This window comes from Synechococcus sp. RC10B2, from assembly GCF_047502635.1.
In genome coordinates this window covers 22287-45224 of record NZ_JANSHO010000086.1, presented here as the reverse complement: position 1 = coordinate 45224, position 22938 = coordinate 22287, and the positions used below count along the sequence as shown (strand labels likewise).

23 protein-coding genes are annotated in these 22938 nt (G+C 60.6%); 12 read left to right on the top strand and 11 right to left on the bottom strand.

What is annotated here, in order from left to right; genetic code table 11:
- Positions 1-65: 65 nt before the first annotated feature.
- From NW855_RS13815 to NW855_RS13805, 3 genes are all read left to right on the top strand, one after another.
- Entirely contained in the window at positions 66-560 is a 495-nt protein-coding gene (locus NW855_RS13815) for a GNAT family N-acetyltransferase (RefSeq protein WP_011429452.1), read from the top strand.
- A gap of 121 nt (positions 561-681) precedes the next feature.
- The gene (locus NW855_RS13810) at positions 682-1998 is read left to right on the top strand and encodes a competence/damage-inducible protein A (RefSeq protein WP_011429451.1); all 1317 of its coding nucleotides are present in this window, start codon (positions 682-684) and stop codon (positions 1996-1998) included.
- Between the two features lie 37 nt (positions 1999-2035).
- Positions 2036-4144: a zinc metalloprotease HtpX gene (locus NW855_RS13805; RefSeq protein WP_099812428.1), complete on the top strand. Its 2109-nt coding sequence runs from the start codon at positions 2036-2038 to the stop codon at positions 4142-4144.
- Positions 4145-4154: 10 nt separating this feature from the next.
- Here the strand turns inward: NW855_RS13805 and typA are convergent, their stop codons facing one another.
- The 4 genes from typA to glpX form a co-directional block, all read right to left on the bottom strand.
- Positions 4155-5972: a translational GTPase TypA gene (typA, locus tag NW855_RS13800; protein ID WP_011429449.1), complete on the bottom strand. Its 1818-nt coding sequence runs from the start codon at positions 5970-5972 to the stop codon at positions 4155-4157.
- 183 nt (positions 5973-6155) lie between these two features.
- A complete protein-coding gene (gene psb30 / locus NW855_RS13795; RefSeq protein ID WP_011429448.1) occupies positions 6156-6263 on the bottom strand; it encodes a photosystem II reaction center protein Ycf12/Psb30 in 108 nt (35 codons plus the stop codon).
- Positions 6264-6375: 112 nt separating this feature from the next.
- Positions 6376-7671 carry a glutamyl-tRNA reductase gene (locus NW855_RS13790; protein WP_414402685.1) on the bottom strand — a complete coding sequence of 432 codons (1296 nt, stop codon included), beginning with the start codon at positions 7669-7671 and terminating at the stop codon, positions 6376-6378.
- A 318-nt stretch (positions 7672-7989) separates the two neighbouring features.
- Positions 7990-9033, bottom strand: a complete 1044-nt coding sequence (gene glpX, locus NW855_RS13785) for a class II fructose-bisphosphatase (protein WP_011429446.1) — start codon at positions 9031-9033, stop codon at positions 7990-7992.
- 255 nt (positions 9034-9288) lie between these two features.
- On the opposite strand from glpX, the gene NW855_RS13780 reads away from it, so the two are divergent.
- The gene (locus NW855_RS13780; RefSeq protein ID WP_011429444.1) at positions 9289-9546 is read left to right on the top strand and encodes a DUF1830 domain-containing protein; all 258 of its coding nucleotides are present in this window, start codon (positions 9289-9291) and stop codon (positions 9544-9546) included.
- A gap of 1 nt (position 9547) precedes the next feature.
- Here NW855_RS13780 and NW855_RS13775 read toward each other — a convergent pair whose 3' ends face one another.
- Positions 9548-9736 (bottom strand): hypothetical protein, encoded by a 189-nt coding sequence (locus NW855_RS13775; protein WP_414402684.1) that lies wholly within the window; start codon positions 9734-9736, stop codon positions 9548-9550.
- 218 nt (positions 9737-9954) lie between these two features.
- On the opposite strand from NW855_RS13775, the gene NW855_RS13770 reads away from it, so the two are divergent.
- Positions 9955-10563 carry a peroxiredoxin gene (locus tag NW855_RS13770; protein WP_011429441.1) on the top strand — a complete coding sequence of 203 codons (609 nt, stop codon included), beginning with the start codon at positions 9955-9957 and terminating at the stop codon, positions 10561-10563.
- 369 nt (positions 10564-10932) lie between these two features.
- Here the strand turns inward: NW855_RS13770 and NW855_RS13765 are convergent, their stop codons facing one another.
- Complete coding sequence (locus NW855_RS13765; RefSeq protein ID WP_369781438.1) at positions 10933-11367, bottom strand: photosystem I reaction center subunit II PsaD; 435 nt, start codon at positions 11365-11367, stop codon at positions 10933-10935.
- A gap of 222 nt (positions 11368-11589) precedes the next feature.
- Between NW855_RS13765 and NW855_RS13760 the strand changes: the two genes are divergently transcribed.
- The 3 genes from NW855_RS13760 to NW855_RS13750 all read left to right on the top strand — a co-directional run bounded on the left by NW855_RS13760 (position 11590) and on the right by NW855_RS13750 (position 13456).
- Entirely contained in the window at positions 11590-12474 is an 885-nt protein-coding gene (locus NW855_RS13760; protein ID WP_011429439.1) for an arginase family protein, read from the top strand.
- A 9-nt stretch (positions 12475-12483) separates the two neighbouring features.
- The gene (locus NW855_RS13755) at positions 12484-13011 is read left to right on the top strand and encodes a class I SAM-dependent methyltransferase (RefSeq protein ID WP_011429438.1); all 528 of its coding nucleotides are present in this window, start codon (positions 12484-12486) and stop codon (positions 13009-13011) included.
- A gap of 148 nt (positions 13012-13159) precedes the next feature.
- Positions 13160-13456, top strand: a complete 297-nt coding sequence (locus tag NW855_RS13750; RefSeq protein WP_414402683.1) for a DUF2470 domain-containing protein — start codon at positions 13160-13162, stop codon at positions 13454-13456.
- A gap of 61 nt (positions 13457-13517) precedes the next feature.
- On the opposite strand, the gene grxC is transcribed toward NW855_RS13750, so the two are convergent.
- The 4 genes from grxC to cobA all read right to left on the bottom strand — a co-directional run bounded on the left by grxC (position 13518) and on the right by cobA (position 19038).
- Entirely contained in the window at positions 13518-13778 is a 261-nt protein-coding gene (gene grxC, locus NW855_RS13745; RefSeq protein WP_414395315.1) for a glutaredoxin 3, read from the bottom strand.
- A gap of 65 nt (positions 13779-13843) precedes the next feature.
- Complete coding sequence (gene polA / locus NW855_RS13740; RefSeq protein ID WP_414508942.1) at positions 13844-16630, bottom strand: DNA polymerase I; 2787 nt, start codon at positions 16628-16630, stop codon at positions 13844-13846.
- 44 nt (positions 16631-16674) lie between these two features.
- The gene (menB, locus tag NW855_RS13735; protein ID WP_414395320.1) at positions 16675-17499 is read right to left on the bottom strand and encodes a 1,4-dihydroxy-2-naphthoyl-CoA synthase; all 825 of its coding nucleotides are present in this window, start codon (positions 17497-17499) and stop codon (positions 16675-16677) included.
- Positions 17500-17535: 36 nt separating this feature from the next.
- Entirely contained in the window at positions 17536-19038 is a 1503-nt protein-coding gene (gene cobA / locus NW855_RS13730) for a uroporphyrinogen-III C-methyltransferase (RefSeq protein ID WP_414508941.1), read from the bottom strand.
- A 193-nt stretch (positions 19039-19231) separates the two neighbouring features.
- Between cobA and NW855_RS13725 the strand changes: the two genes are divergently transcribed.
- Positions 19232-20236 carry an ABC transporter substrate-binding protein gene (locus tag NW855_RS13725; RefSeq protein ID WP_011429432.1) on the top strand — a complete coding sequence of 335 codons (1005 nt, stop codon included), beginning with the start codon at positions 19232-19234 and terminating at the stop codon, positions 20234-20236.
- On the opposite strand, the gene NW855_RS13720 is transcribed toward NW855_RS13725, so the two are convergent.
- Positions 20200-20763 carry a phycobilisome rod-core linker polypeptide gene (locus NW855_RS13720; RefSeq protein ID WP_414402679.1) on the bottom strand — a complete coding sequence of 188 codons (564 nt, stop codon included), beginning with the start codon at positions 20761-20763 and terminating at the stop codon, positions 20200-20202. The genes NW855_RS13725 and NW855_RS13720 overlap by 37 nt on opposite strands.
- A 444-nt stretch (positions 20764-21207) precedes the next feature.
- On the opposite strand from NW855_RS13720, the gene NW855_RS13715 reads away from it, so the two are divergent.
- The 3 genes from NW855_RS13715 to NW855_RS13705 all read left to right on the top strand — a co-directional run bounded on the left by NW855_RS13715 (position 21208) and on the right by NW855_RS13705 (position 22935).
- Entirely contained in the window at positions 21208-21693 is a 486-nt protein-coding gene (locus tag NW855_RS13715) for a 2Fe-2S iron-sulfur cluster-binding protein (RefSeq protein WP_414331883.1), read from the top strand.
- Positions 21694-21925: 232 nt separating this feature from the next.
- Positions 21926-22606, top strand: a complete 681-nt coding sequence (locus NW855_RS13710; protein WP_414403055.1) for a V4R domain-containing protein — start codon at positions 21926-21928, stop codon at positions 22604-22606.
- A 59-nt stretch (positions 22607-22665) separates the two neighbouring features.
- On the top strand, positions 22666-22935 hold the full coding sequence (locus tag NW855_RS13705) for a hypothetical protein (RefSeq protein ID WP_414405083.1): 270 nt from the start codon (positions 22666-22668) through the stop codon (positions 22933-22935).
- The last annotated feature ends 3 nt before the right edge of the window (positions 22936-22938 follow it).

Here is a 22938-nt window from a genome sequence, read left to right as displayed (position 1 = left end):
TCGTCTCACCGCCTATCCCCCATCCCGCCAAGCTGCGCTGTGGCGGGAGTACCCCGGAGGTTCTGATGGAAATCCGCCCTGCCACCCCTGAGGATGCGCCCGTTCTGTTTGATCTCATTTGTGCTTTGGCCGAGTACGAGAAGCTGAGCCACTTGGTAACGGGATCCGCTGAGCTGCTGCGACAGCATCTGTTTGGCCCCGAGGCCTTCGTTTCGGCGTTGCTGGCGGAGGTAGAAGGGCAGGCGGTGGGCTTTGCTCTTTACTTTCGCAATTTCTCCACCTTCCTCACCCGGCCGGGAATCTACCTGGAAGACCTGTTCGTGTTGCCGGAGTTCCGGGGCAGGGGCATCGGCAGGGCGCTCTTGGCGCGGGTGGCCCAGGAGGCGGTGGCCAAAGGATACGGGCGGCTGGAGTGGATGGTTTTGGATTGGAACCAGCCGGCATTGGAGTTCTACCGGCGCCTGGGCGCCAAGCCACATCCCGAGTGGATCCTGCACCGCGTGGTGGGTGCTGATTTGGAAGCTTTGGCTCGGCTGGCCGAGGATCCCTGGCGAGCTTGAGCAAGTCTTCTGGGATCGCAATTCGGAATGGCCGACGACCAGCCAAAAATCTGAGGGCGTGAAGGGGGGCCGAGACCTCTATGCTTGTATACTTGCGGCTGAGCTGAGCTCAAGGCCAAGCATGAGCCCACCGCAAACCGCTATTCCCCAGGGGGCTGAGATCCTCTGCATTGGCACAGAGTTGCTCTTGGGAGAGATCACCAACACCAACGCCCAATATCTGGCAGCCGAGCTGGCCAAGCTGGGGATCCCCCATTATTACCAAACGGTGGTGGGGGACAACGAAGCCCGCATCCACCACGCCCTGGAGGTGGCCTGCAACCGCTCCCGTTTGATTTTGATCACCGGCGGCCTGGGGCCGACCCCTGATGATCTGACCCACGCGGCGCTGGCCTCTTTCTTCGGGGTGGAGATGGTGGAGCACCCGCAGGTTTGGGAGGAGATCCGGCAGAAGTACGGCCAGCGAGGTATGGAGCCCTCCCCCAGCAACCGCAAGCAGGCCTTTTTGCCTCAGGGGGCAACCGTCCTGCCCAACCCGGTCGGCAGCGCCTGTGGCCTCATCTGGCAGCCGCGGCCCGACCTGCACATCCTCACCTTTCCCGGGGTGCCGCGGGAGATGCAGCAGATGTGGCAGGAGACGGCTGTGCCCTATTTGCGCTCCCTGGGCTGGGGCCAGGAGGTGTTCTACAGCCGCGTGTTGCGCTACTGGGGCATTCCCGAATCGACCTTGGCCGAACGGGTGGGATCCCTGCTGGCGGGGGAAAATCCCACCGTGGCACCCTACGCCAGCCAGGGGGAGGTGCGCCTGCGGGTTACCGGACGCGCCCCCACGCGCGAGGCGGCGGAAGCGTTGATTGCCCCGGTGGTGGAGCAGATTTTACAGGTTTCTGGGGAAGACTACTTCGGCAGCGACGAGGCCACCTTGGCCAGCGTGGTGGGGGAGCTGCTGCTGCAGCGGGGGCAAACGCTGGCGGTGGCGGAATCCTGCACCGGCGGGCTCCTGGGGCAATTGGTGACCGGGATCCCGGGCAGCTCCCGCTATTTTGTCGGCGGGATTGTTGCCTACGACAACCGCATCAAGGAGCAGCTTTTGCGGGTGGATCCAGAGACGCTGCGGCAGCACGGGGCCGTGAGCGAGCCGGTGGCGGCCCAGATGGCCCTGGGGGCCAAGCAAGTCCTCGGCTCCGACTGGGCCCTGAGCATTACCGGCATTGCCGGCCCAGAGGGGGGAACATCCACCAAGCCGGTTGGCCTGGTCTATCTGGGCTTGGCCGACCCGGAGGGGAAAGTGGAAGTCCACGAGTACCGCTTCGGCAGCTTGCGGGGCCGAGAGGGGGTGCGCTGGTGGAGCGCCCAGACGGCGCTGGATTGCCTGCGGCGGCGCTTGCTCCACTACCCCCTTTCGGGGGGATCCACCTCAGCAAGGCCAAATCCTTGAGTAAGCTGGGGGAGCAGGCAGATCTCGGAGCAGGCTGATGACCCCCGATGCCCTTCAGGCCGGCAGGGAGGCGCTGCAGCAGGGCCGTTTCCAAGAAGCCATCCAACTGCTGGAGGCCTACTTGGCGCAGTCTCGCCAGCGGGGCGAAGCAGGCGCATCCGACAGCCAAGCCCTGGAGGCCCAGATGAACCTGGTGCGGGCCTACCATCAGTTGGGCGAGACGGAGAAGGCGCGGGCGCTTTGTCTGGAACTGCTGCAGCACCCGGATCCGCAGGCGCGAGGCTGGGCCCAAAAAATCCTGCCCCGCCTGCCCCAAACGGTGGAAAAACCCGCTGCTTCCCCACCCTCCCCAGAGCCAGCTCCTGAGGCTCAGCCGCTCTCCAGCCGCCAACGGGCCGGTCAATTGGGCCTGAAGATCCCCCTGCCGGAGCGGGCCGGCCCTCTGCGCTGGGCCAAGTGGGGATCCCTGGGGGTGGGCATTCTGTTCCTCTGGTGGCTGAGTTTTGTGCTGGTGGGCGCTCACCTGGATTTCGGACGGCTGAGTTTTCCGCGGCAGCTTTGGTTTTTGCAGGGGTTGCTGCCCTGGCTGCGCAATGGCCTGCGCTGGTTGGTAGCCGGCAGCCTGGCGGTCAACTTTGGCGTCGGCCTTTTGTTTTTTGCCCCCTGGCTGATGGATCACCTGCACCGGCGGCTGCACAAGCTGCGCTGGGCCACCTTGGGGGAAATCGAGCGCCACAGTCCCGAGACTGCCCGTCTGCTGCAGCGCCTCTGCGCCCAAAAACAGCTAAAACTGCCTCGGCTGGGGGTGATCCCGGAAGGGGGGCCGCTGGCTTTTGTCTATGGCACGCTTCCCGACGGCGGCCGCATCGTGGTCACCCAGGCCCTGTTGCAGCAGCTTGCCCCGGATGAGATTGCCGCCGTCTATGCCCAAGCCCTGGGGCGCATCCTCAACGGCGACATCTTGATCCTGACCCTACTGGGATCCCCCGTTCAACTGGTTTACTTGGCCCTGGAGCAGGTGAGCCAACTGGCAAACAAGCGGCGGGATCTGATCGGGCATGTGGCTCCGCTGCTCTACCTGATCTACACGGTGCTCTCCTATCCCCTGTTTTTCCTCTGTCGCCTCGGCACCTACCACGCCGACCATTTTGCAGTGGAAGCGACGGGCAATCCCAACGGTCTGATGGCCGCTCTGCTCAAAGCGGCTGCCGGCCTGCAGGAGGCCCACAAAAACGACCGCCGCCCCTCTTCGCTGCTGCACTGCACCCGCCTCTTCAGCTTCTTGGACTTCAAAACCACCGCCGCCGCCAGTGCCGCCAGCCGCCTGCGGGATCCCGCCCAAGCCGGCCAAGTCTTTCTCTGGGATCAGCTCAACCCCTGGGCCCGCTGGATGCAGGTCAACTCCAGCCATCCGTTGCTGGGGCACCGCTTCCAGGTCTTGGCGGGGTATGCCCAACGGCTGCGCCTGCTGCCAGAGTTGAGCCTGGGATCCGGACCCAAGTTGGATGGGGCCCGTCTGCAAAGCCGCTTCTGGCTGGATCTGGCTATCTATGCTGCCGAAGTGAGCGGGATGGTAATTGGCTGGCTCCTGGGGCTGATCCTCTATCTGGCGCTGCCAGATCGCCTCGATCCCAAGGTGATTGCGGCAACAGCGGTGGTGGGCTATGGCCTGGGCCTGGGATCCAAGGCGGTCTTGATGTACCGCGGATCCCTGTCGCCCCAGCCGACCGATGTGCTGCACTTGCTGGCCGATCCCGAGGCGGATCCCTGCCGCAGCCAGCCGGTGGAGTTGGAGGGGGAATTGGTGGGGCTGGGACAGGCTGGCTACCAACTGGGGGCAGAGCTGAAGCTGCAAGATGCCACTGGGCTGATGCCGCTGCGCTTCACCTCTCCCCTGGGGCCGGTGGGCAATGTCTTTTCCGGCCTGAAGCGGCTCCGCGCCCTCATGGGTCAGCGCGTCAAGGTGGTGGGCTGGTTCCGCCGCGGCAACACCGCCTGGGTGGATCTGGCCTACGTCCAGGCGGGATCCCAGCAGCTCCACAGCCGTCCCCGCCTGTGGCTGGCGTTGTTCGGCCTGGGAGTCGTCTTGTTCGGTGTCTGGGGGGCCTTCTCTTTTCCCAACCTGCGCTTCTACCTGCGACGGTAGGAGCCGACCGCTAGCGGCGAGAGGCCGTCAACTGCGCCTTGCGCAGCCGCACCGACTTCGGTGTAACCTCCACCAGCTCGTCCTCGCCGATGTACTCCAGCGCCCGCTCCAGGTTCATCTCCACCGGCGCCTGCAAATGCACCAGCTCCTCCCCGCCGGCAGCGCGGTGGTTGGTCAGTTGCTTGGTTTTACAGACGTTCAACTCCAAGTCCTGCGGCCGGTTGTGCTCGCCCACGATCATGCCCTTGTAAACGCGGGTACCTGGCGTAATAAAGAACACCCCTCGGTCTTCCGCATTTTTCAGGGCATAGGTGGTGGCCACCCCCTCTTCAAAGGCGATCAGCACGCCGTTGCGGCGGGTCTCGATCCCCGGCGTCAGGGGACGGTACTCCAAAAAGCTGTGGCTCATGATCCCCTCGCCGCGGGTAATGCGGATGAACTCGCTGCGGAAGCCGATCAGCCCTCGGGCCGGGATGACAAACTCCAACTGGGCCCGTCCGTCCGCGCCTACCATCATGTTCTGCATCTCTCCCCGCCGCTGCCCCAGCCGTTCAATGCAGGCGCCCACCGTGGATTCCGGCACATCCAGCACCAAGCACTCGTAGGGCTCGTAGGGCTGGCCATTTACCTCGCGGAAGATCACCTTCGGCTGCCCCACCTGAAACTCGTAGCCCTCCCGCCGCATGGTCTCCAGCAAAATGCCCAGGTGCAGCTCGCCCCGCCCGGAGACCAAAAAGCAATCGGGGGAGTCGGTTTCTTCCACCCGCAGCGCCACGTTGGTTTCTAGCTCCCGCAGCAGGCGCTCCCGCAATTGCCGCGAAGTAACAAAGGTGCCCTCCTGGCCGGCAAAGGGAGAGTCGTTGACGCAGATCATCACCTGCAACGTCGGCTCGTCCACCTTAATGAGCGGCAGGGCCTGCGGGTTTTCGGGAGAGGTGAGGGTGTAGCCGATGTTGGCCTCGGCAAACCCCGCCACGGCGACGATATGGCCGGCAGTAGCCTCGGTCAGCTCAACACGCTGCAAGCCCTGGAAGCCAAACAGCTTGGTTACCTTGCCCTTGGCAATCGACCCATCTTCTTTGACCACCGCCAACTGATCCCCAAGGCGGATGGTGCCGTTGTGGATCTTGCCGATCACGATCCGGCCCAAGTACTCCGAGTACTCCAGCGTGGTGACCTGTAGTTGCAGCGGCTTGGCCGGATCCCCAATCGGCGGTGGGACATGCTTGAGGATGGCTTCAAAGAGGGGCTTCATGTCCAAGGGGCCGCTGTACCTCCCTTCCAAAAAGGCTTTCAGGTCGGCTTCTTCCAGGGCAAAGCCCTGCAGCCCCGAGGCAAAGAGGTAAGGGAAATCGCACTGGTCTTCGTCTGCCCCCAGCTCCAAAAACAGATCCAGAACCTTGTCGACAACTTTGTAGGGCTCGGCGCGAGGGCGGTCGATTTTGTTGACCACTACGAGCGGGCGCAGGCCTTTTTCCAACGCCTTGCGCAGCACAAAGCGGGTTTGCGGCATCGGGCCTTCGTTGGCGTCCACAACCAACAGACAGCCCTCCACCATGCCCAGCACCCGCTCCACCTCCCCGCCGAAGTCGGCGTGGCCGGGGGTATCGACAATGTTGATCAGGGTTTCGCCGTAGCGGACGGCTGTATTTTTGGCCAGGATGGTGATGCCCCGCTCCCGCTCCAGCGTGTTGCAGTCCAGCACGCAGGCGGGAATGTCCTCTCCCTCGCGGAAGGTGCCCGCCTGGCGCAACAGGGCGTCCACAAGTGTGGTTTTGCCGTGGTCGACGTGGGCGATGATGGCGACGTTGCGGATGGGGAGTGACATAAATAATCAACCCATAAAGTATTGCCCTACAGGCGAGTTTGCCCTAGGGCTGTCTCTATAACTGTAGCGCAAAGAAGCGTTACATTAAGAGATAACAAAGAAACAAGCCGAACTCCCTGGTCGATGCCGACAGGGGCTGCTCAGGGGGTTCTGTCAACTGCGCCGGCAACCAGCCTGGCTCGCCTACATATCGGCGCCGCGCAGGTAAAGCAGCAGAATGACCGCTGGCCCTGCCAGGACGATCAAGGCCAACAGCAGCAACTGCACAAACACTTCGTACTGTCCGAACATGCCCCCAACTCCCAGCGCTTACGTTTTGTATCCTAAGGGCAGCTCTCCCCCTGAGATGAGAGAGCTGTTACAATTCTTCAACACCTGACCCCACTTCACCCCCTGGGGATCCCTAGCGCTCCTGCTGCGCCTGAGACGGCATTGGATCGAGGTTAAACAGCTCCTGCAGAATTTGCATAGCCCTGCGCCGCGCCTCGATGTCCCGCTGGGCCCGCAGTTGCACCATGGGATCATGCAGGATCTTGTTGACAATGCCGCGGGTGAGCGCCTCGATGACCTCCAGGTGCTTTTCGGCGAAGTCTTTGCCCAGGCGGGAGAGGGCTTTTTCCATCTCCTGCTCGCGGATGGACTCCACCTTGTGGCGCAGGCTGGAAATGGTGGGCACCGTCTCCAAGGAGCGCCACCACTCCATAAACTGTTCTACTTCTTCTTCCACCAAGGCTTCGGCGGCCAGGGCCAGCTTTTGCCGTTGGGCGCGGTTTTCTTCCACGATACGGGAGAGGTGATCCACGTTGAACACCTGTACCCCTCTTAGCTTTTCCACGCCGGGATCGATGTTGCGGGGCACCGAGATGTCCACCAACAGCAGCGGCTGATCCGGCTGCAGCACCCCCGCCAGTTGCTCGTAGGTGAGGATGGGCTGGGTGGCGCCGGTGCTGGTGAAGACCAGGTTGGACTCCGCTATGCTACTCAGCAGCGACTCCCAAGGCAATACTTGAATTGGCTGCTCAAATTGCTTGGCCAGCGCTTCTGCCCGCTCCAAGGAGCGGTTGACCACGGTGATATCCACCGCCCCTTTGGCCAAGAGGTGCTGCACCAACAGGCGAGCCATTTTCCCCGCCCCCACCACGGTCACCTTGCCCTGAGAAAGGGATCCCTGCTCCTGCAAGGCCAACTCCACCGCTGCCGAGCTGATGGACATGGCGCCAGTGCCGATCCCCGTCTCGGTGCGGATGCGCTTGCCGGCGGTGATGGCCGCCTTGAAGAGGCGGTTGAGGATGCGATCCATGCCGTTGCAGGCCTGGCCCAGTTGCTGCGCTTTTTTCACTTGCGACAGGATCTGCCCTTCCCCTAATACCAAGCTGTCCAGCCCGGCGGCCACCCGCATCAGGTGCGTCACCGCATCCTGGTAGAGCAGCGTAAACAGGTGCGGGCGCAGTTGGGGCAGCGGGATCCCTTTCGCCTCGGCCAAGAACTGCATCGTCTGTCGGACACCACTTTCCATTTCTGGAGTGACGATGTAGACCTCCAGCCGGTTACAGGTGCTGAGGATCGCCGCTTCCTCAATGTGGGGGTGGGCACGGAGCTGCTGGATCCGCTCCCCCACCTCGGCCTCGGGAATGCTGAGGCGCTCCCGGATCTCCACAGGAGCTGTGCGATGGCTAAGACCGACAACCGCGATAAACATGCCTCTCCGTCGTCTGTACAGCAACAGTTATTAAAAACAGAAACTATGAACAAAAGCAAACTCACCTAGCTAGGACAAGGAAGGCAAGACCGATGTCAAGGGATTGCCTTGTCTCGGCTGCAGCAAGCTTAGGTAACTTTTCTCAGCCTACCTAAACCCTAAGAACAGTATCGAGCCGGTTTTGCAGGATTTTGCTGAAGAGTTATTACGTTTTTTCGGGCGACTGACTGATAGATTTCTTAACTTCCCAAAGGACAAGAGCGACCTTCGCCAGAGGAAAGCCGCCCTTGCCGAGGGAGATTTCGGGCCGGGGATCCGTCAGCGCAGTTGCAGGCTGCGGGGCTGTTGGCCGTCTTTCATATGGATGGTATCCACAAAGCGCACCGTGCGCGACTGGCTGGAGATCACCAAGGTCTCGGTGCGTGCCCCGCCGCCGAAGAAACGCACCCCGCGCATCAGGTCGCCATCAGTAATCCCGGTGGCCGCAAAGAGGACTTCCTTGCCGCTGGCTAGCTCTTCGCATTCCCACACCTTGTCGGGATCCTCGATGCCCTGTTCTTTCAGTTGCCGTCGTGTCTCTTCCACCGGCGGCAGGTAGGTGCCCGCCTGCACCACCTCGGGGTCGTAGATCAGCCGACCTTGGAAGTGGGCGCCGAGGCAGCGCAGCGCCGCCGCCGAGATCACCCCCTCTGGGGCTGCCCCGATCCCCATCAGGGCGTGGATGCCGGTGCCGTTGAAGCCTGCCGAGAGGGCCGCCGAGATGTCGCCGTCGGTAATCAGCTTTACCCGCGCCCCCGCCTCCCGGATTTGGCGAATGAGATCGACGTGGCGCTTGCGGTCCATGACCACCACCGTCAGATCGGAGACCTCCCGATCCAGGCTTTCGGCGATAATCTGAAGATTCTTTTCCGGCGGATAGTCGAGATGTACCTTGCCCTTGGCCTGGGGCGGAGCCGCCAGCTTCTGCATGTAGATGTCCGGCGCGTGCAGAAGGCCGCCTTTTTCGGAGATGGCCAGCACCGCCATGGAGCCGTTTTGGCCCTTGGCCACCAGGTTGGTGCCTTCGCAGGGATCCACGGCAATATCGATTTCCACCAGCTCTTCCACGCGGCAGAACTGCTCGGCGTCCGGGCGCGTACAGATGCCCACCTCTTCCCCGATGTAGAGCATGGGGGCCTCATCGCGGGTTCCCTCCCCAATGACGATGCGGCCGCGCATGGGGATCTGGTTCAGTTTCTCCCGCATGGCCTCGACGGCCACCTGATCGGCGGTCTTGTTGTCGCCTTTGCCCATCCAACGGGCGGCGGCGATGGCAGCCTGCTCCACCACTTCGATGATCTCTAGCCCCAACTTGTTGTCCACGGCGTGCCCCCTTGGTATGTCGGAACGATGAAGGCCAATTAAGGATATCTTCAGACTCTTCCCCTCAGTTTACCAGGCGGGCTTCTTCTCGGGATCCCCTTGCCTCAGCTTTCATAAGCTGAGAAAACAAATCGGCCAAAGTCAAGCAGAAAGAGCGATCCCCGTCTTGCCCGTTGGCTATTGTCGGCTGGGGATCAAGAGTGATAGCCTGGCTTAAAGCCAATAAGTTTTTCTTAAGGCGATTAAAAAAACGCAATGAAAAGATACGTTTTCGTCAACCGTTCTCAGCAGGTTCAGGTCATCCGAACAATTCCCGGCCACTGGGAGCGCACCCTCTTCCCCGGCCAGTATGCCATTTTCGAGGCAGAGCCGGACGACTACCTGGAGGTTTATAGCTGCTGCTGTTCTACCACCATTTTGGAAGAGCGCCACCCCTGCCGCCGTTTGTTGGACTCCTCACTGCCTGAGGCTGACCCCCACCTGGACAGGCTGGCAGATGCAGTGAACGGATGAATCAGCTTGGGGATCCCGGCTCCTGAGGCCGAGCCTCGGTTTCCTCGCAGGGCAGCTCGGCAGAGGGGGCATCGGGAGGACGGGTGAGGCAACTGCCTCGCGCGGCGTCGCGAAAGGTATCGATGCGCTCCACGCAATTGTGATAGCCACAGTAGGGGCAATAGAGGCGATCCCCTGGCTGGGGCTCCACCACCGCCGGCAGCGGTCACAACAGAAGTGGTAGAGAAACTCCAGCGCCACCCTCATGGCAACCGACTCCCTGACCTGGCAGAGCCGAAAAACGGAAAGAAATGGGGATCCCCTGGATCGCGGCGCTCCAGCTTAGCCAGCCAGTAAGACAAAGTCATTATGAGTATGGTATGTTAGGTTTAGTTTACATTTGTACTTTACCGTAAGGAGCGTCGACTGATGTCTCAGGAAGGATGTCTGCGGGTGGGGCAGCCCGCTCCCGATTTTTCGGCCACTGCCGTTTACGACATGGAATTTAAGACGGTGAGGCTCTCCGACTACCGGGGCAAGAAGTACGTGGTGCTGTTCTTCTACCCCTTGGACTTCACCTTCGTCTGCCCGACGGAGATCACGGCTTTCAGCGATCGCTACGACGAGTTTGCCAAGCTGGACACGGAGATCCTCGGCGTCTCGGTGGATAGCGAGTACTCTCACCTGGCCTGGATTCAGACCGACCGCAAAGCCGGAGGGGTGGGCGAGCTGAGGTATCCGCTGGTCTCCGACCTGAAAAAGGAGATCAGCGCCGCCTACAATGTCCTGGATCCGGCGGCAGGGGTGGCTTTGCGCGGCCTGTTCATCATCGACAAGGAAGGGATCATCCAGCACGCCACCATCAACAACCTGGCCTTTGGCCGCAGCGTGGATGAAACCCTGCGCACCCTGCAGGCCATCCAGTACGTGCAAGCTCACCCCGATGAAGTTTGCCCGGCCAACTGGCAGCCCGGCCAGAGAACCCTGAACCCCGACCCGGTGAAATCCAAGGAGTTCTTCGCGGCGGTTGCCAAGTAGGCTTGTCCAGGCCCTGTCAGGGATCCCGGGTTTTGACACTCCCCCGCCTGAAGGCGGGGGATTCTCACGTAGTCCATAAACGGACTCGTAAAGGCGCTGTCAAGACACCTCTAGACAGTTCCGTGTAGGTATGCTTTGCTGGAGCTTTTTTTTTAGCAAAAGGCAGCCCGACAAAGGATCCGACTCTTCTCAACATGACCTTCCGCCTCCCCTCTCCCTCGGGGAGAGGGGCCGGGGGTGAGGGCTAACAGCGCCGAACCCTTTCAAACCGGTTGCCAGTGGAGACGAACAAATGTGGAGACGAACAAATAAAGATCCCCTGGGCTGGCCAGGGGATCCGACAAGACAGAAAGACAAAGGTCGCCGGAATTAGTCCCAGGGTTTCCCGTTGGTGAATTTGTAGGTAACCGGCTCTTTGTTCTTGCCGATGTTGTGATCCACCTTGCCGACGGGCTGGCGCCCCTCGTTGACCTTCTCGGGAAAGACACCATCCTTGGGATGCACCAGTTCCGGCTGTCCACCCGCCGGGATGCGGAAGATCTGGTAGTCCTTGATCTTGAACTCGGAGATCAACTGAGCGCCGAGCGCCAGGCACTGCTCTTTGCGGGCGAAGGTGAGGTAGTTTTTGCCCTCCACCATCTCGGCGGCGCCGCCGGTGGGCATTTCAAACACTTGCCCCGGCTTGCCTGTCCAGGTGATCACATATTTTTCTTCGGTTTCGGCTGCGCTCAACAGCCCTCCGGTGGATCCCCCGAATAGGGGCAACTTTGCCCCCTGACGGGGATCGCCTTCCATCACAGCCATAGCCTACCTTCTCGTCGTCGTTTGCGTTGTTGGGCCGCGCTTGGGGTTGAGGCGCGGAGCACTTTGAATGTACCATCGGCCCGATTTTTGACCCCAGATCTGCCGGCGAACTGTAATTTTTCGTAGCAGATCCAGCTCTGGCGCGGGCGGATCCCGGCTTACTCTCTGAGCCACCATAGAAGCAGGCGGCAGAGCCCCACGTTTGCAACAGGAACGACGCCCATGGCCCAGTGGTCCCTCCATCCCAGTTCCCAGTCCAACGCCAGGGTTGTCCTCATTCCCACTGCCTTTGGCCCAGATACGCAGGCGCCGCTGGCCATCCTCAACGCCGGTGCTGAGCTGTGTGCTTTTGAGCCGCGGTTGGGGATCAATGTGGATGAGATAGCAGTGGCGCAGTTGCCGGGGCTGGTGGATGAGCCGCCCTATGGCATGTGTGAGGCGGCGGTTATTCAGGCTTGGCGACGACAACAGTGGCCGGTGCTGTTGCCTTCGGTCTTGGCGGCCAGTTGGGGAGCCATTCGTGCCCTTTGGAAGCACTACCTCGCCCTGAGTGTGGTGCATTGCAGCGCCCATGCCAACCTGATGCCGCCCGAGGAGATGACCCAGCCGGAGCAAGATATGGGCTATGGCAACGCTGCCTGGGTGGAGTTGCTCTACCAGCATAGGCTGCCGGTGGTGCATGTGGGGCTGCGCAGCGGCAGTGCCCGCGCCTACGCCTGGCTGAAAAACCACGCCAGCCCGATCTTTTGGGCCCAGGATGGCTGGGATCCGCAGCAGGTGGTGGAGGCTTTGCCGGAGCAGCCGGTGTTTTTGGTGGTGGACTGCAGTGTGCTGGATCCCTCTTTGGCGCCGGCGGTGCACCACCCGGAGCCGGGGGGGCTGAGTTGGTTTCAACTGTTAACAACCTGTGAGGCCATCTTCGCCGCCCGCCCTGTGATCGGCCTTTCCTTGGGAGGAGTGGCGGTGGGAGCGGCGACGCGGCCAACCGCCCGCGTGGTGGCCCGCCTGCTCAATTGGCTGCTGGCCTGCTACGGCCTCTACTCCCTGAAGCTGGCCCCCAACCCCGCTACGCTCGAACGGCCCGAAAATAGATCGCGAACCTCTTGAGCCCGGCTTATGAAGGCTTTCTACCGGCAGGTGCTCTTTCCGAGGTTGCTGGATTGGGCTCTGGCCAGCGAGCGTCTGGAGAGCTATCGGCGGCAGCTTCTGGCCCAGGTGCGGGGAGCGGTCTTGGAGATCGGCTTTGGCACCGGCCTCAACCTGGCCTGCTACCCAGAGCACATTCAAAAAATTACAGTGGCAGATCCCAACCCCGGCATGGGATCCCTGGCCCGCCGCCGCATCGCGGCTTCCTCCATCGCCGTCGATTGGCTGGTGGCGGACGCCCAAGAGCTGCCTTTTTCGAACCAGAGTTTTGACAGCGTGGTCAGCACCTGGACCCTGTGTAGCATCCCCGATTTGGCCAAGGCTTTGGGGGAAATCCGGCGGGTGCTGCGGGTGGGGGGCAAGCTGTTTTTTCTCGAGCACGGCCTCAGCCCGGATCCCCAGGTGCAAAGCTGGCAAAGGCGTCTCAACCCTATCCAGAGGGCGATCGGAGATGGCTGCAACCTAGACCGAGATATGGCTGGCCCTGGCAACCGTTAGCCTGCCCTCAACTAGCTCTTTGATTGGCGTTCTCCCCCCTTTCATCCCCCGTATACGGGGGGAAAGGGGAAGAGCGGGATCTGCGCCGCCAAGGTTTCGGTCAAGACTCCGCTAGACTAAAACCTGTACCTGGCAATTCCCACCTTCTATGGGCGATCCTCTCACCCCTCAAGTTAGCGAGCGCATCTGCAAGCACATGAACGAAGACCACGCCGATGCCCTAGCGCTCTATGCCAGAGTCTTCGGTCAGGTGGAAGGGGTGACCCAGGCCCGCATGCAGGCTATCGACTCGGAAGGGATGGACTTGCAGGTAGAGGTTGACGGGACCATACAAACGCTGCGCATTTCCTTTGATCACCCTCTCAAGGATTCCGAAGATGCCCACCACACCCTGATTGCCATGCTGAAACAAGCACGCGCTCGGGTTAAGCAGGACAGTGGCTAGGCTGGGTAGGCTGGGTCTCCTTGCCCGTGCACCCGTCTGAGGCCACAGGCAAGGGACGGAGCTAGGTGGCCTGCTGCAGGAGCAGATCTAACTTGCCCTGGGCATCAAGGGCGTAGAGGTCGTCGCAGCCGCCGATGTGCTGGTTGTTGATAAAAATCTGGGGTACCGAACGGCGCCCGTTGGCCCGCTTGGCCATCTCCGCTCGCGCTGCCTCGTCCCCATCGATGGCGTATTCGATGTACTTGACTCCCTTGCGGTCTAGCAGTTGCTTAGCGCGAATGCAGAAGGGACAAAAACGCCACGTGTAGATCTCAACGGCCATAGGGAGATAACCAACACTTTCACACACTTTTACATAGCTTAACATTTCTCCGAGGCCGGGATCCCTTAGTTGGCCTCCTTCCAGTTGTGGCCAATTTGAATGTCCACCACCAGCGGTATGGAAAGGGGCACTGCCTCTTCCATTTCTCTTTGAATGAGGGGCCGTAAGTCCTGCCATTCGGAGGGCTCTACTTCAAACACCAGCTCGTCGTGAACCTGCAAAAGCAAACGCGAGCGAAAATGCTGCAGCTTTTCCTGCAAGCGAACCATGGCCACTTTGATGATGTCTGAGGCGGATCCCTGGATGGGGGCGTTCACGGCAGCCCGCAGCTCAGCTTGCTTGCGATGGCCCGACAGCTGAGACAAATTGGGGAAATAGCGACGGCGGCCCAAGATGGTTTCCACATAGCCATGTTCTTCCACAAAGGCTTGGGTGGCGCGGAGATAGGCAAAAACGCCGGCATAGCGCTCGTTAAATCGCCGCAAAAATTCCTTCGCCTCCGCTAGAGAGACGCCGGCAGTGCGGGCAAAACGCTGCGCCCCCATGCCGTAGATCACCCCATAGTTAATCGTCTTGGCCAGGCGGCGTTCTTCGCTGGTTACTTCTTGTTTTTCAAAGAGCAAGCGAGCGGTAAGGGTATGCACATCTTCCCCAGAGCGAAAGCACTCGATGAGGGTTGGCTCTTGGCTGAGGTGGGCCAGGATGCGCAGCTCAATTTGCGAGTAGTCAGCCGAGGCCAACAGCCATCCCTCCTGGGGAACGAAGGCCTGGCGAATGCGGCGGCTAAACTCGCTGCGGATGGGGATATTTTGCAAATTGGGGTTGGAGGAGCTGAGCCGGCCAGTGGCAGTAACGGTCTGGTTGAAGCTGGTGTGCACCCTACCCGTATCGCGTCTTACCAGAGCCGGCAGCGCGTCCACATAGGTGGATTTGAGCTTGGCCAGGGTGCGGTACTGGAGAATGGTTTCAATGACTGGGTGATCCCCTTCCAGCTTCTCCAAAACCGAAGCATCGGTGGAGTAGCCGGTGGCTGTCTTGCGAGTTTTTCGGATATCTAGCTTTAGCTTTTCAAAAAGCAGGGATCCCAGTTGTTTGGGAGAGTTGAGGTTAAAAACCTCGCCTGCTTGGGCGTAGGCTTTCTGCTCCAGAGTCTGCAGCTCTTTCTCCAGTTCCTGAGAAAACTGCTTGAGAAACTCAGTGTCGATGCGGATGCCGACCCACTCCATTTCTTCCAAAACGTGAGCCAAGGGCAGCTCCACCTGGATAAAAAGATTCCAGAGGCGTGGGTCAGTTTGCTGTAGCTTTTCGGTGAGGATGGGCACCAAACGATAGGCGCAGTAGGCGTCGGTTCCGCAATATTCTGCCACTTTGGCAATGGGCAGATCGGCAATGGAGTCTGCTTTGCCCAGCAGCTTTTCATAGCTGGTGGTGGGTAAATTTAGATAGGTAGCTGCCAAATCAGCCAAGTTGTGGCTAGCTTCTGGATTGAGCACATAGCTAGCCAACATGGGATCAAATTGGATCCCTTGTAGGCGGATGCCATGAGCGCGAAAAATACTGAGATCATACTTGCAGTTTTGCAGGCTTTTGGGGCGACTGGGATCCTCCCAAATGGGCTGTAGGCTCTGTTTGACTAGGTTCCAGTCCAAGTTGGCTCCCTGGCGGTGGCCAATGGGCAAATAGGCAACATCCCGCTCCGACCAACAGCAGCCAATCCCCACCAGTTGGGCGTCGCGGGGATCTAGACTCGTGGTTTCCGTGTCCCAGGCTACGATCCCGGAGCAAGCCAACAGCTCCTGCCGCAACAGCTCCAACTGCTCAGGGGTATCCACAATGCGTACCGGCGGCAGAGAAGGGGGGGGATGTGCAGCAAAATCAAACCAAAGGGCCTCGTCGTCGGCAGAGCCATTCTTTGAACCTGTCCTGGCTTCAGGGACTTGGGCTGGGATCCCGCCCAAAGTGGCTTGCAGCTTGCGCACTTGAGCAATGAAACTGCGAAACTCTAGTTTCTCCAAAAGCGGCAGCACTTCCGCCGGGTCAAACCCGGTCAGCCTCATGCTCTCCCAGTCGGGCAAAAGGGGGACATCACAGTGAATCCGAGCCAGAAATTGGGAGTGCTGGGCTGCGGTGATCCCTTCCTTGAGGTACTGCTGGACTTTGCCAGGGATCTCCTCCAGATGGTTGAAAATCTCCTCCAAGCTGCCGTAGCGCTGCAAGAGCTCTGCCGCTCGCTTGGGGCCGATCCCCTTGACGCCGGGAATGTTGTCGGAGGGGTCACCACAGAGGGCTTTGTAGTCGACCACCTGCCAAGGCCAGATGCCCAATTTCTCTCTGACCTCTTGGGGGCCAAATTCGCTGACGCGATCTTTGCTGTTGAGGTGCAGAACCCGAATTCTTCCCTCGCGGTCAATCAATTGAAACAGATCCTGGTCGCCGCTTAAGATCTGCACCCGATACTCTTGGGGGGCAAGCCTGCAGAGCGTACCCAGAATATCGTCGGCCTCAAAGCCGGGCACTGCCAAAATCGGAATGCGCAGCGCCGCCAACACCTGCCTGAGGTTTTCCACATCCTCAATAAACTCCGGCGGCGTTTCCGGACGGCCTGCTTTGTAGGTTTCATCGGCCTCGTGGCGAAAGGTGGGCCGCCGGGTATCAAAGGCAACAGCTATGTGGGTGGGGGGGTATTTCTCCAAGACCTCCAGCAGCGATTTCAAAAAGCCAAAGCTGACACTGGTCGGGATCCCGGTGGAGGTGCGCAAGCCCCCCTCGCGGCTATGGGCAAAGGCGTAAAAAGAGCGGTAGGCCAGGGAGTGGCCATCGACCAAAAGGAGCGTCTGAGGGTGGGAAGCCATCGGCCAAGACCAAGAACTGAGTCCAGCCTATCGTTTGCTGCCCCCTAGGGCCGCCAGGGAAACTGGCGAAAGTTGGGAGGACGCTTCTCCAAAAAAGCGCGTCTGCCCTCGGCAGCTTCCTCGGTCATGTAATACAAGAGCGTCGCGTCTCCCGCCAGCTCCTGCAGTCCCATCTGGCCGTCGCAATCGGCGTTGAAAGCGGCCTTAAGGCAGCGGATAGCAAGAGGACTGTGTTGGAGGATCTCCCGCGCCCAGCGGATCCCTTCGGCTTCCAGTTCCTCCACCGGCACCACCGCATTGACCAGGCCCATCTCCAGGGCTTGCGCTGCGGTGTACTGGCGGCAAAGAAACCAGATTTCGCGCGCTTTCTTCTGGCCCACCACCCGCGCTAGGTAGCTGGCCCCAAAGCCGCCGTCAAAGCTGCCCACCCGTGGCCCGGCCTGGCCAAAGATGGCGTTGTCGGCAGCGATGGTCAGGTCGCAGATGAGATGCAAAACATTGCCCCCACCAATGGCGTAGCCGGCCACTAGGGCAATCACCACCTTGGGCAGGGAGCGGATGATGCGCTGGAGATCCAAGACGTTAAGACGGGGAACCCCAGCCTCATCCAGGTAGCCGGCCTCTCCCCGCACGCTCTGATCCCCGCCGGCGCAGAAAGCATACTTTCCATCCGTATGGGGCCCGGCGCCCGTCAAGAGCACGACTCCAATACTGGGATCCTCCCGCGCATCCAGAAAGGCATCAATCATTTCGACGATGGTCTTGGGGCGGAAGGCATTGCGCTTGTGGGGCCGGTTGATGGTGATCTTGGCAATGCCATCCGTCTTCTCGTAGAGGATGTCTTCGTAGAGCTTGGCCGTCTGCCACATGGTGTCCAGAGTCCCAACTGCCCTCCCATTATCCCGCTAGGGGGTGGCCCGGAGGAGGGATCCCAACAGCCCTTCCAGGGTGTACTCCTGAGCCACCACATCTACCCGCCCTAAGACCTTCTTGCAGGTTTCCGCCGTTTTGGGGCCGATGGCAGCAATCTGGACCGGTGGATCCCAGACTTCAGGGCCTAGCCCTGCCTGGCGCAGGAGGTGGGCAAAATGCTGCACCGTTTTGGAGCTGGCAAAGGTGAGAATATCCACCTGGCGGGTCTTTAGGGCTTCCAGGACTTGGGGATCCGCCGCTGCCGGACAGGTCGATTGATAAGCAGCCACCTCCACCACCTCGGCTCCGCGTTGCCGCAGCCCTTGCACCAGCTCCTCCCGTCCTCCGGATTCGACGCGGGGGAAGAGGATGCGCTGCCCCTGCACCGGCTCCGGCCAAATGGGCAGCAGGGCCTCGGCCACAAACTCAGAGGGCATCAGATCCGGGCGGATGCCGTACTGGGCCAGCACCGCCGCCGTTTTGGATCCCACCACCGCCACCTGTAGGGAGTGGAGCGCCCGGCTGTCTCGCCCCTGCTGCTGCAGCCGCTCGAAGAAAGCCTGCACCCCATTGGCCGAAGTCAGCAGCAGCCAGTCGAACTTCTCCAGGTTGGCAATGGCCGCGTCCAAGGGATCCCAACTGCTAGGCGGCTGGATGACCAGGGCAGGCATTTCCAGCACCCGCGCCCCCTGAGCCTGCAGCAGCTCGCGCAGAGCCGGCGACTGCCCCTCAGCACGGGTGACCAGCACCGTCTTGCCTGCCAAAGGAGCCGGTGGCGGCAACGGTGGGATCCCCGGCCCAAACTCCTGCCGCAGCCGCACCACCTCGCCCACCACCAGCAGGCCGGGCAACTTCTCCCCAGCTTCTGGCCCTTCCCCCTGTTGCAGCTCTGCCAGGGTGCCCACCCAAACCTGCTGCTCCGCCTGCCCCGCCCCCCAGATCAAGGCCACGGCTCGCTGCGGTGGGATCCCCGCTGCCATCAACTGGGCCGCAATCTGCTGCCGCTGCCGGGATCCCATCAAAATCACCAGCGTATCCAACTGGGCCAGAGCGCCCCAGGGCAGAGCTTCCAGCTCATGGGCAGTCAGCACGGCAAAGGCGCGGCTCAGGTGTTTATCGGTCAACGGGATCCCAGCCCACAAAGGGCCGGCTAGGGCCGACGACAAGCCCGGCCAGATCTCAAACGGACAGCCTGCCTCCCGCAGGGCCTGCACTTCCTCACGGGCGCGGCCAAAGATCAAGGGATCCCCCGACTTGAGGTGGACCACCTGCTTGCCTTCTCGGCAGCGCTGGATGAGCCAGCGAATGCCCTCCTGCAAACCCGCTTCTCCGGAACGTCGCCACACCTGGGCCTGCGGGGACAACTCCGCCAACAAGCGCTCGTCCACCAGCTCGTCCACCCAGACTGCCTCGGCCCGCCGCAGGATCTCCAACGCCCCTTGCGTCAGGCCCGCCCGCCCGCCCAGCCCCGCGCCCACCAGATACACCTTGCCCATGCCGCACCCCTTATCTTGCCCTCTACCTGTTGATCCTGCCGCAAAAGCGGGATCCCGCTCCCCTCTCCCTCTGGGAGAGGGGCTGGGGGTGAGGGTCCTCAGGGAGAGGGGTTGGGGCCACTTGGGCCAAGCTGAGGCAAAAACCGCCTGCCTGCGAGATACTGAAAGCGTTGCAGCCTGAGGATCCCTGCCCATGTCTGGTGTAACTGCAGAGCTCTGGCCCCGGCGGCGCTTTCTGGCCAGTGGAGCTGCTCTAGTGGCAGCAGCAGCGGGATCCCGTCGCTCCCACTCCCGGCCCCTGCGCCTGGTGACCAACTGGTATGCCCAAGCGGAACACGGCGGCTTCTACCAGGCCCTGGCCCTAGGCATCTACGCCGACTATGGCCTGCAGGTGGAAATCCGCATGGGGGGAACGGCGGTTAACGTGTTGCAACTGCTGGCCGGGGGAGCGGCAGACTTTGTCCTCGGCGGCAGCCCCGAGGCCCTAGCGGCTCTGCAGTCAGGGATCCCCGTGCTCACCGTGGCCGCCTTTTTCCAGAAGGATCCCCAGTGTCTTTTGGCCCATCCGGGGGTGGGCATCGAGCGCCTAGAAGACCTGCGGGGCAAGCCCATCTGGGTCTCTCCAGGGGCCAACCTCACCTACTGGCCTTTCTTGCGGGCCAAGTTTGGCTTTACCGACGAGCAAAAGCGCCCCTACAACTTCAGCCTCACCCCCTTCCTGCTGGACAAATCCTCTGCCCAGCAGGGCTATGTCACCTCCGAGCCCTTCCGCGTGCGCCAGGAGGGCGGCTTTGATCCGGTCGTCTTCCTGCTGGCCGACTACGGCTATTCCCCTTATGCTACCACCCTGGAGACCACCCGCCCCTTTGCCGAACGACACCCTGAGGAGGTGCGAAAATTTGTGGCCGCCTCCATCCAGGGTTGGCAGAGCTACCTGGAGGATCCCCGCCCCGGCAACCGCCTCATCCGCCAGGACAACCCCAACATGAGCGAGGCCCTTCTGGCCTATGCCCACCAAGCCCTGCAAGACTACAACCTCCTCACCGGCGGCGACGCCGCCACCCTGGGGATCGGCGCCATGACCCACCAGCGCTGGCAGACCTATTTTCAGGAAATGGTTGCCCTGGGAATTGTCGAAGCTGGCCTGAATGTCCGCCAGGCCTACAGCCTCGACTTTCTCCCCGGCCCCACCGCCTGAGGGATCCCACCTCCCTCCATCACCGCCAAGCTCTGCAGCCGCGGCGATCCCTGCATCGCCAGCTCATGGCGCCGGTGCATCTGCTCTGTCAGCAGGTAGGCCAGAGGCGGGTAGCCGCTCAGCCGCTGCCGCGGGTGGGGCAGACGGTCGTTGCCAAACGTGCGGCGGTATTCCTCCGAGTCGATAAAGGCATTGACCATGGCTTGAAAGCCCTGGCGCACCAGAATGTTGTGATAGGCCGCCACCTCCTCCCTGCTGGCCGGCGCCCGTCCCAAAAAGTGCTTAAAAGCCTGCTCCACACAGCGGGTGTTGCAGCCGGCACTGAAAAAGAGCTGCCGGTAGAGCCGGGATCCCCCAATTTGGCGAACCAAGCGCTTGATCCCAATTCGGCCCCGCAAGAAGTCCTGCTCGATCTTCTCCAGCTCTCCCGCCTTCTCGTGCTGGTAGGGCTGGCGTTCCAAAAGCTGTTGGTAGGCGGCCCGCAACAGGTTTTGCAACAGTTGCGGATCCCGCTGGCGTAGTTCCATAGCGATAGCTCCCAAGCAACGCGACCGACAAAAAGCGATTAGCCAAAAGATCGACTTAAAGAAACGATGAAGATAGAGTTGCTCGATAACTTTTACAGTCGGCAGTAGCCCGATCCAAAAATTGTCAATGCCAACCTGGAACCCAATCGAGCAAAAGCCCTACTCAAGATTTATCTTGTCGATAAGATGAACTGGGGAAGCTTGCGATAAATATTTACGAGAAGGCCACAGTTTTCTCGGGTTTACGTGATTCTACTTTCCAGCTTTCTGGATGGATAACTTTTCCGTATCTACTCGTAGTTAAAGATTATGACATTTTGATTCTTCCAGCCTGGTCAAAATCCAGAATACGAGTAGAAACTGATTTTCCGCTTGCATTGCTTTTGCGGCAGGGCGTGCCTGTCGGCAGAGGTTTTGTTTGCTTTGAACTTGGGGATCCCGCCTATGGTGAAACAAATCCGGCTAGAGCCCCTATCCCGCGTCTCGGAGGTGGATACCTACAGCAATTTGCTGTCGGCCATTTTGTCGGAGGAGCTGCAGGTTTCGCGGGAATGCAACGGTCGCGGCCTCTGCGCCACCTGTCATGTTTACGTCAAAGAGGGAATGGAAAGCCTCACTCCCATCACCCCCCGCGAGGCCAAGACTCTGGAGACCATTACCAGCGCCCGCAGCAATTCCCGGCTGGCCTGTCAGGCGCGGGTGGTTTCCGATGGCGTGGTGGTGGAGCTGCCGCCGGGGATGTACGTGAACTCGCTGAGGGATATCGAAGTGCTCATCGGTCGGCGGGCCGAACAAGACCTGCTGCACCCACGGACGGGGAAGGTTTTGGTGGAGCAGGGCAAGATCATCACTCGCTCTACTGTTAAGCAGCTAGAAAATGAGGACTTCCGCATCATTGGCAATACGCTGGCCCAAACTCGGGAAGTTTGATGGATTGTCGATATTCAGGGATCCCTTGAGCTCGGCAGGTGTTGTTTTATAAACAATCAAACAAGAGTTGAACAATGTTGGATTCCTCAGATAGCTGACCAAGTTTATCGAATGCTTAGCCATTCATTTTGTTGACTCATTGGCATTGTCTGGCCCAGTTGATCCCTACAAATCCCACCAAATCCTGTTGCTTTGCAATCTAGAATTATCCATTTTTTATCAGGAGAGCGCCATGGCCACCACATCTCGACCGGATCCCCGTCCCGCAGTCACCATGCCGGTGGGCCGCGACAAGCACGCTCACTACAGCTACCGCGATTTCTTCCGCTTTAACCGAGAGCAAGGCACGATTATCGACTGGAATAACACCCAAAACCTGCTGCTTAGCGAAGACTTCATTGTCGGCCTGCAGGCCGGCCTAGAGCGGGAAGTGGGCGATGCCTCTGCGGCGGTGATGTACACCATCGGCAAGGAGTGGGGCGTCCGCGATGCCCAGCACTTTTCCCAGTGGTACGAGCGGGAGTACGGGGTTGGGGTCAAGCAGTCCAACCTTTTGTTTTTGCTGGAGACCTGGTGGTGGCCCTTTACGGCGCAAGGGTGGGGCAAGTGGGAGGTGGAAACCGAATCCAAACAAAAAGGGTTCTTGTTCATCAACCTGTTTGACTCGATGGTGGCCCGCACCCTGGGCGACGTGGGCAAACCGGTTTGTCACCTCTATGCCGGGCTGTTTGCCGGATTTTTCTCTGCCATGACCTCCCGTGAGCTGGCCTGCATCGAGATCCAGTGCTACGCAATGGGCGAAACCTACTGCAAGTTTTTGCTGGGCAGCCAAGAGCGCATCGATGCCGCCAATTTCTGGATGAGCGAAGGGGCCAGCGCCCGCGAGATCGAGCAGCGTTTGCACCAGTTGTGAGGCTTGCTTGTGGCTTTTGAAGGCTCTCTGGGATCCCTCGACACTTTGGAGAAACGCCCATGGTCACCTTCAACTTAGACACCGATCTGGACTTAACCCAGCCGCTGGCGGTCTTTTTGCAGGGGTTGAACTGGGATAACCGACCCCCGGCCAAGGCTCCCTTTGCTCAAGAGCCGCCGCCGCAGTCCCCCATGCTCTTTGCCCAATCGGTGGGACAGTTTTTTGCCGGCTGCAATTGGTCGGGCATCTGCCTGCGCCCAGAGCTGCCGCCAGAGGATCCCTTTACCCTTGAGGATTTTGCCGCTTTGTTTGGCGGAGCTTTGCTTTAGCCC